We start from the raw sequence: 6,835 nt of genomic DNA, 5'->3' as shown, positions 1-6,835 counted from the left end.
TTAGTTACCTCAGTAGATATATTCTCTTTGTTTACTTATCTTAACATAGTTCGGTTTTTTTGCGCCGACCTACTTATCCTGGATGCTTTCGGTCATGAGTCATTAGTCATTAGTTTCAGGGCTGACTCATTGGGGGGGGCTAGAAACCCGGTTTCTAGGAGTTTTCCGTTTAGTGACGAGAAATATAGGAAGAAACCGGGTTTCTGAGTTAGCGAGTGCATCCAGGACTTGCATTTGGATCTCGTAGTCTGAAAACCTTGATTTTCAGGGATGTCGATAGTCTACTCTTCTCGATCGCCCTAAATCGAAATAATTCTTTACAATAAAAAAGTAACAATCCAATTAACTTTGACAAAATCCCTTGAAAATGCCTGTAAACGAACTTTCTCCCACAACAGCCTCCACGCAAACACCGATACTCGACTTTGACATAGCCATCGTCGGAGGCGGCATAGTCGGGGCCACCTTAGCCAGCGCCTTAAAAGATTCTGGATTAAAAATCGCTATAATTGAAACCCAACTCCCCGCAGCAGCCGCCTCCAAAAAACAAGCCTATGCAATTACCTTACTATCAGGAATGATTTTAGAAGGCATCGGCGTGTGGCAACAAATCTTGCCGCAAATTACCACCTTCGAGCAAATTAGCCTCTGCGACGGCGACTATCCCGGTGTCGTCGAATTCCACCGCCCGGATTTGGGAAATACTGGCAAATTGCCTGTACCAAAATCAGCTTTAGGTTACGTTGGCGAGCACCGAGTCCTGCTGTCAGCTTTGCACGAATGTTTGGCAAAAAACCCGAATTTTAGTTGGGTTTGTCCGGCGGAAGTAGTGGAGGTAAAATATTTAACCGATTGCGCGGAAATAGAAGTCAAACAAAACGGCGAAACTCGGACAATTCGCACCAAATTATTAGTCGCCGCCGACGGTTCGCGATCGCGCATCCGCACCGAAGCCAACATCAGCACTCGCGGCTGGAAATACTGGCAATCCTGCGTTGCTATCACTATTAAAGCAGAAAAACCGCACAATGATATCGCTTTTGAGCGCTTTTGGCCGAGCGGCCCGATGGGAGTTTTACCATTACCTGGGAACCGTTGTCAAGTAGTTTGGACAGCACCCCACGCGGAAGCAAAAGCTTTGCAAGAAATGGATGAAAAAGAGTTTTTGACTTTGTTGGAACAGCGCACGGGCGGGCTTTTGGGCCGTTTGGAATTGGAGAGCGATCGCTTTTTGTTTCCGGTGCAGTTAATGCAGAGCGATCGCTACGTTTTGCCCAGATTAGCACTAATTGGCGACGCCGCCCACTGCTGCCATCCCGTCGGCGGCCAAGGATTAAATATGGGTATTCGAGACGCAGGGGCGATCGCCCAAATCTTGCAGCAAGCGCACCAAAAAGGCGAAGACATCGGCGACTTGCGAGTATTGAAACGGTATCACAACTGGCGCAAAAAAGAGAATTTAATCGTGTTAGGATTTACCGATTTTCTAGACAGATTATTTTCTAATACTTGGCTACCAATTGTAGCATTTCGCCGCTTTGGATTGTGGTGTTTGCGGACAATTCCCCCAGTGAGGTTTTTAGCCTTGCGCTTGATGACAGGCTTGATGGGGCGGCCGCCGGAATTAGCGCAAAATTAGGTTTTTACACCCGCCCACCATCAAAGAAACCGGGTTGTTTCCAAATCTTTGCACTGTCACCAAGTCTGTCGCAAAAACCCGGTTTCTGGCCACCCGTGGTTCCAAGACTAAACTAAATTTATCGATGAATGGTATATAATTAAGATAGAATAGAGCTATGAGTGGAATTGACCGTGAAATTACTCTAGAAACTCGAACCAGTCTCATTGATAAACATCTCCCCGGAACCCAAAAAGCCCAAAGTGAATTTGAAAGCGAAGGAATCGTCCATCTCTTTAATGATAGAGAAACAATGGAAAGAGTGGCCGCAGAAATTAAGCGAAGAGGAGAACGCACAGGAGAGGACGATGTAGAGGACAATTATGAACGCTATGGATTGTACTTTTCAGAACCAATTGGTTATATACTGAAAGCAGACGGTACTCGGCTACCACTAAATTACGGTGAAATAAAGATTAAAAAAACTACAGGTAAATACCATGTCATACCTCGCACAAGACCCCGCACAAGCTACTAAAATTAGTCAAGAATCAGAGCAAGAGACTGAGTGGGAGTTTGCGGAAATCTGGGCGGATACTCTGATATCTCCTCCTTATATCCTGATGTTAGTCAAGGAAATTTCAGGAAAATTTTGCATCCATAACCCGGCACAAAACTATAAAGTTATCTTTACCACTGACAATTACGAATCTGCTAAAATGTGGCTACTAGAGGATGAATATGAGCGTTTGAATAGTCGGATTTTACACGAAGTATAAAGTAAAGTTGTATCACCCACATCCGCCAAGGGTTGAAACCCCTGGCTAATAGCGAAATTCGGTTGAAACCGACTGAAAATTCGAGATAAAAATGAAAAACTCTTTAGTTCTCTTCAGAGGACTTTCGCTATGAGACAGGGGTTTCAACTCCTGGCGGACTATCGGGCTAACCGAGGTTTCTGGGCGATCGCACCATCAAAGAAACCGGGTTTTTTCCTCAATCTTTGCAATGTTAGGAAGTTGGTCGCAAAAACGCGGTACAATGATCGACTCAGATCAAACCCAGCCCTGACGGCAATAGAAAAACCATGCAGCCCGAACAAGAACAAGAAATTCTCAACCTGCGCGATCGCCAATTAACGCCCAAACAAATTGCCCGGAAGTTAGGATTGAAAGCATCCGAAGTCAGTACCTTTATTCAAGCTCATGCAGAACAAACAGCCCTCGCTAGCGCCGAAAAAGGAGAGTTATTGCCCGTTGCTCAATGTCTCGTGGATGTAAATTTTGCGAAGGTATTGTTGGGGAATGAAACCTCTGAAACGAGCGGTTTGGGTTTAGTGGTGGTTACCCGTTCCAAGGGATACAATCGTTTTGTTGCAGCCTCTTATTTGATCGACTACTGGTGTTTGGGAGTTAAGGATACCATGTCGCCACGTAACTTCAACGATAGCCAATATAAAAATTTCGTTCAGCTTTGTTACTCGCAGTTTATGCAAGAGTACGAGGAGATTAGTTTAGAGCAAGCACAAGCCCTGGTTTGGGGTGCGATCGCCTATGCCAAAACATTAGGCTTTGAACCGCATCGCGATTTCGAGCAGTCGAAGGCTCATTTAGGAGAATCAACCAGCGAAATTGGCTTGAAATTCGGTCGCAATGGAAAACCTTGTTATATTGAAGGGCCTCACGATAATACAAGGAAAATTATCAATACGCTTAAAAACTCTGTGGGAGACGGTAATTTCGATTACTTGTTCGGGATGGGGTAGAAATTGATACGGGGGAGCGTCAACCGCCAAACCACCAATCGTGATAAAATAAACATCGGTGTTACTGACAACTCCCCACAATGGAAGAAACCCGCGCCCAAGCTTATCTGCAATTGATTGAGACACTCCTGAATTGCCCCAACGGTGAGGAACCGCAGATTTTACAGGCTAACTTAGAATTGGTAGATTCGGGGTTTCTGCAATTTTGCGAGGTAGTAGCAGAAAACCTGGCAGAGGAAGGAGAGGAAAATTACGCTAATTTTTTACGGAATTTGGCCAGTCAGCTAGGGCAATTCTTGGGGATGAATGATGAGGGAGATAGCGATCGCTCTGAAGGTGAAAATCCCCAAGAGTATGAAAAGTTTATCCGAGAATTATTGCAAGCAGAAGCAGATAGCAAGCTCAATATTAAAGTAATTTATTCCATGCTCGCTCAACGGCAACATCTCCTCAATGACCGTTTTGCCGAGATTTTACAGCAAGTGACCCAGAATTTAATTGTCGAACATCCAGAAGCAATTGAGTCAATTCTTCCCTACATTGCAAATTTGAGTATTGATATTAGTGAATTTCCTCTGGGGAAAAGAGCGAATAATATTGAAATTGCAATTACTGGTTATCAAATAGTTTTAAAGAATTCGGAACCGGGAAGCGAAAATTGGGCAGCGACGCAAAATAATCTGGCAACAGCCTACGCTAAGAGAATCAGGGGAGAGAAAGCTCAGAATATCGAACAGGCGATGGCATCTTACAACAAGGCATTATCCGTCTACACCCGCGATGCTTTTCCTCAAGATTGGGCTATGACGCAAAATAATCTGGGAGAAGCCTACTATTCCAGGATCAGGGGAGAGAAAGCTCAGAATATCGAAGTTGCGATCGCATCATATACTGGTGCATTATCCGTCTACACCCGCGATGCCTTTCCCGAAAATTGGGCCCTGACGCAAAATAATCTGGCAATTGCCTACCGTAACAGAATCAGGGGAGAGAAAGCTCAGAATATCGAACGGGCGATCGAATCATACACTGCTGCATTAACCGTCTACACCCGCGATGCCTTTCCCCAAGATTGGGCCCTGACGCAAAATAATCTGGCAACAGCCTACAGTGACAGAATCAGCGGAGAGAAAGCTCAGAATATCGAACGGGCGATCGAATCATACACTGCTGCATTAACCGTCTACACCCGCGATGCCTTTCCCCAAGATTGGGCCCTGACGCAAAATAATCTGGCGGCTGCCTACTGTAACAGAATCAGGGGAGACAAAGCACAGAATATCGAAGTTGCGATCGCATCTTACAACAAGGCATTAACAGTCCGCACCCGCGAAGCCTTTCCCGAATCTTGGGCTATGACGCAAAATAATCTGGCAAATGCCTACAGTAACAGAATCAGGGGAGAGAAAGCTCAGAATATCGAAAGCGCGATCGCATCTTACAACAAGGCATTAACCGTCTCCATCCCCGATGCCTTTCCCGAAAAATGGGCCCAGACGCAAAATAATCTGGGAGAAGCCTACCGTAACAGAATCATGGGAGAGAAAGTTGAGAATATCGAACTGGCGATCGCATCTTACAACAAGGCATTAACCGTCCTCACCCGCGATGCTTTTCCCGAATATTGGGCAGGCACGCAAAATAATCTGGCAACAGCCTACGGTGACAGAATCAGGGGAGAGAAAGCAGAGAATATCGAAATGGCTATCGCATCTTACAACAAGGCATTAACCATCTACACCCCCGATGCCTTTCCCGAAAATTGGGCTATGACGCAAAATAATCTGGGAGAAGCCTACTATTCCAGAATCAGGGGAGAGAAAGCAGAGAATATCGAAAATGCGATCGCACTTTATCACAATGCTTTAACTATTAGAAGTCGCGAGGCTTTCCCACAAGGACATACAGAGACTTTATCTAATTTAGGTAATCTTTACCGAAGTAACCAGCAATGGCAACTCGCTTATGATACCTATGCCCCAGCGATTGAAACAGTAGAATTTTTACGGAGTGAGATTCAATCTGGGGATGAAACCAAACAGAAATTAGCCGAAGAATGGAATCAACTCTATCTGGGCATAGTAGAAGTTTGCATCGAACTGCAACGCTACACCGAAGCGATAGAATACGTCGAACGCAGCAAAGCCCGCAACCTTGTAGAACTCTTTGCCAACCGTGACATCAAACCTAAAGGCAATATCCCCGAAACTGTTCTCAACGAATTGTCGCGCCTCGGTCGAGAAATTGAGGCCGAACAGCGACAACTGGAAATCGAACAGATAAACCGTCACAGTAATGGTGCCAGAATATTGGGAGAAGGCAGCCTCAAAATCGACAGCCTAACCACTAGCCGCGATTCTACTCATCTCACCAAATTGCGTAAACAACTCGATGAATTGATTGCTCATGAAATTACATCAATTGATCCTGATTTTAGCCTCACCCAAAAAGTTAAGCCCATCCTCTACAAAGACATTCAAACTCTGACAGGTGAAAACACTGCTATTCTTGAGTGGTACATCATAGGCGAGAAATTTCTAACTTTCATCATCACCCCGCAATCCCCAACACCAATAATCTGGCAATCTTCAACAGCAGACTTTCAAGCCTTGGTAAATTGGGATAACGAGTATCGGAAAGAGTACAAAGAGATAAAACCCCAATGGAAGCAAAAACTAGCCTCCCGCCTCCAAAACCTAGCTGAGATTTTGCATCTTGATGAGATTTTAAAGAATATTCCGAAACCGTGCGATCGACTGATTTTAATTCCCCATCGCTTCCTGCATCTTTTCCCCCTTCATGCGTTGCCAATCTCCCACGAAAGGGATTTTGAAAGCGGATGCACCGATGAAATCGATTCTTCTATCACTGTATCCCTGTCCAAATCAGAATCGTGCCTTCTCGACTTATTCCCTGGTGGAGTCAGCTATGCCCCCAGTTGCCAACTACTGCAACAGGCGAAACAGCGACAACGCCCTAATTTCTCTCACCTATTTGCTATTGCCAATCCTACCAAAGACCGCTACTTACTTGAACTGCAAGCCGCTAACATCCGTCACAAATTCAAGTCTAATGATTTCTTGGCAAAAGATGATGCTAATAAGAACGCAATTCTCAAGGCGAAACTCAGCTTTGCCAACTGCGCCCATTTCGGTTGTCACGGCAAGTTCGAGCCTGACTCGCCTTTGGAATCATCCCTGGTATTCGCCAATAAAGAACGTTTGACACTGTTGGAAATCTTTAATCTTGACCTAAATCAATGTCGTCTTGTCACTCTCTCCGCCTGCGAAACTGGATTGACAGAATCCAAAACTAGCGATGAATATATCGGCTTACCTTTTGGCTTTCTCTTGGCAGGTAGCCCTAGTATGGTAAGCAGGGCTATTTCATTCTAGTGTAAGGCCTGATAGAATAACAGATTAATCTCACTGAGGGTTCAGGTCAAAATGTCC

5 protein-coding genes are annotated in these 6,835 nt (G+C 45.0%); all 5 read left to right on the top strand.

All coding sequences use genetic code 11. The annotated features are described in order from the left end of the window. Positions 1-367: 367 nt before the first annotated feature. A complete protein-coding gene (locus Q5691_RS27045; RefSeq protein WP_333348294.1) occupies positions 368-1,639 on the top strand; it encodes an FAD-dependent hydroxylase in 1,272 nt (423 codons plus the stop codon). A gap of 157 nt (positions 1,640-1,796) precedes the next feature. Beyond that, complete coding sequence (locus Q5691_RS27040; RefSeq protein ID WP_333348291.1) at positions 1,797-2,156, top strand: DUF6972 family protein; 360 nt, start codon at positions 1,797-1,799, stop codon at positions 2,154-2,156. Continuing rightward, entirely contained in the window at positions 2,119-2,397 is a 279-nt protein-coding gene (locus Q5691_RS27035) for a hypothetical protein (protein WP_333348288.1), read from the top strand. The genes Q5691_RS27040 and Q5691_RS27035 overlap by 38 nt, the downstream gene beginning before the upstream one ends. A gap of 308 nt (positions 2,398-2,705) precedes the next feature. Then, entirely contained in the window at positions 2,706-3,383 is a 678-nt protein-coding gene (locus tag Q5691_RS27030) for a DNA-binding response regulator (RefSeq protein ID WP_333213147.1), read from the top strand. Positions 3,384-3,463: 80 nt separating this feature from the next. Then, entirely contained in the window at positions 3,464-6,778 is a 3,315-nt protein-coding gene (locus tag Q5691_RS27025; RefSeq protein ID WP_333348285.1) for a CHAT domain-containing protein, read from the top strand. The last annotated feature ends 57 nt before the right edge of the window (positions 6,779-6,835 follow it).

It is taken from the genome of Microcoleus sp. w1-18aA5 (genome assembly GCF_036701705.1).
Lineage (GTDB): Bacteria > Cyanobacteriota > Cyanobacteriia > Cyanobacteriales > Microcoleaceae > Microcoleus.
This window is presented reverse-complemented; position numbering and strand designations above follow the sequence as displayed.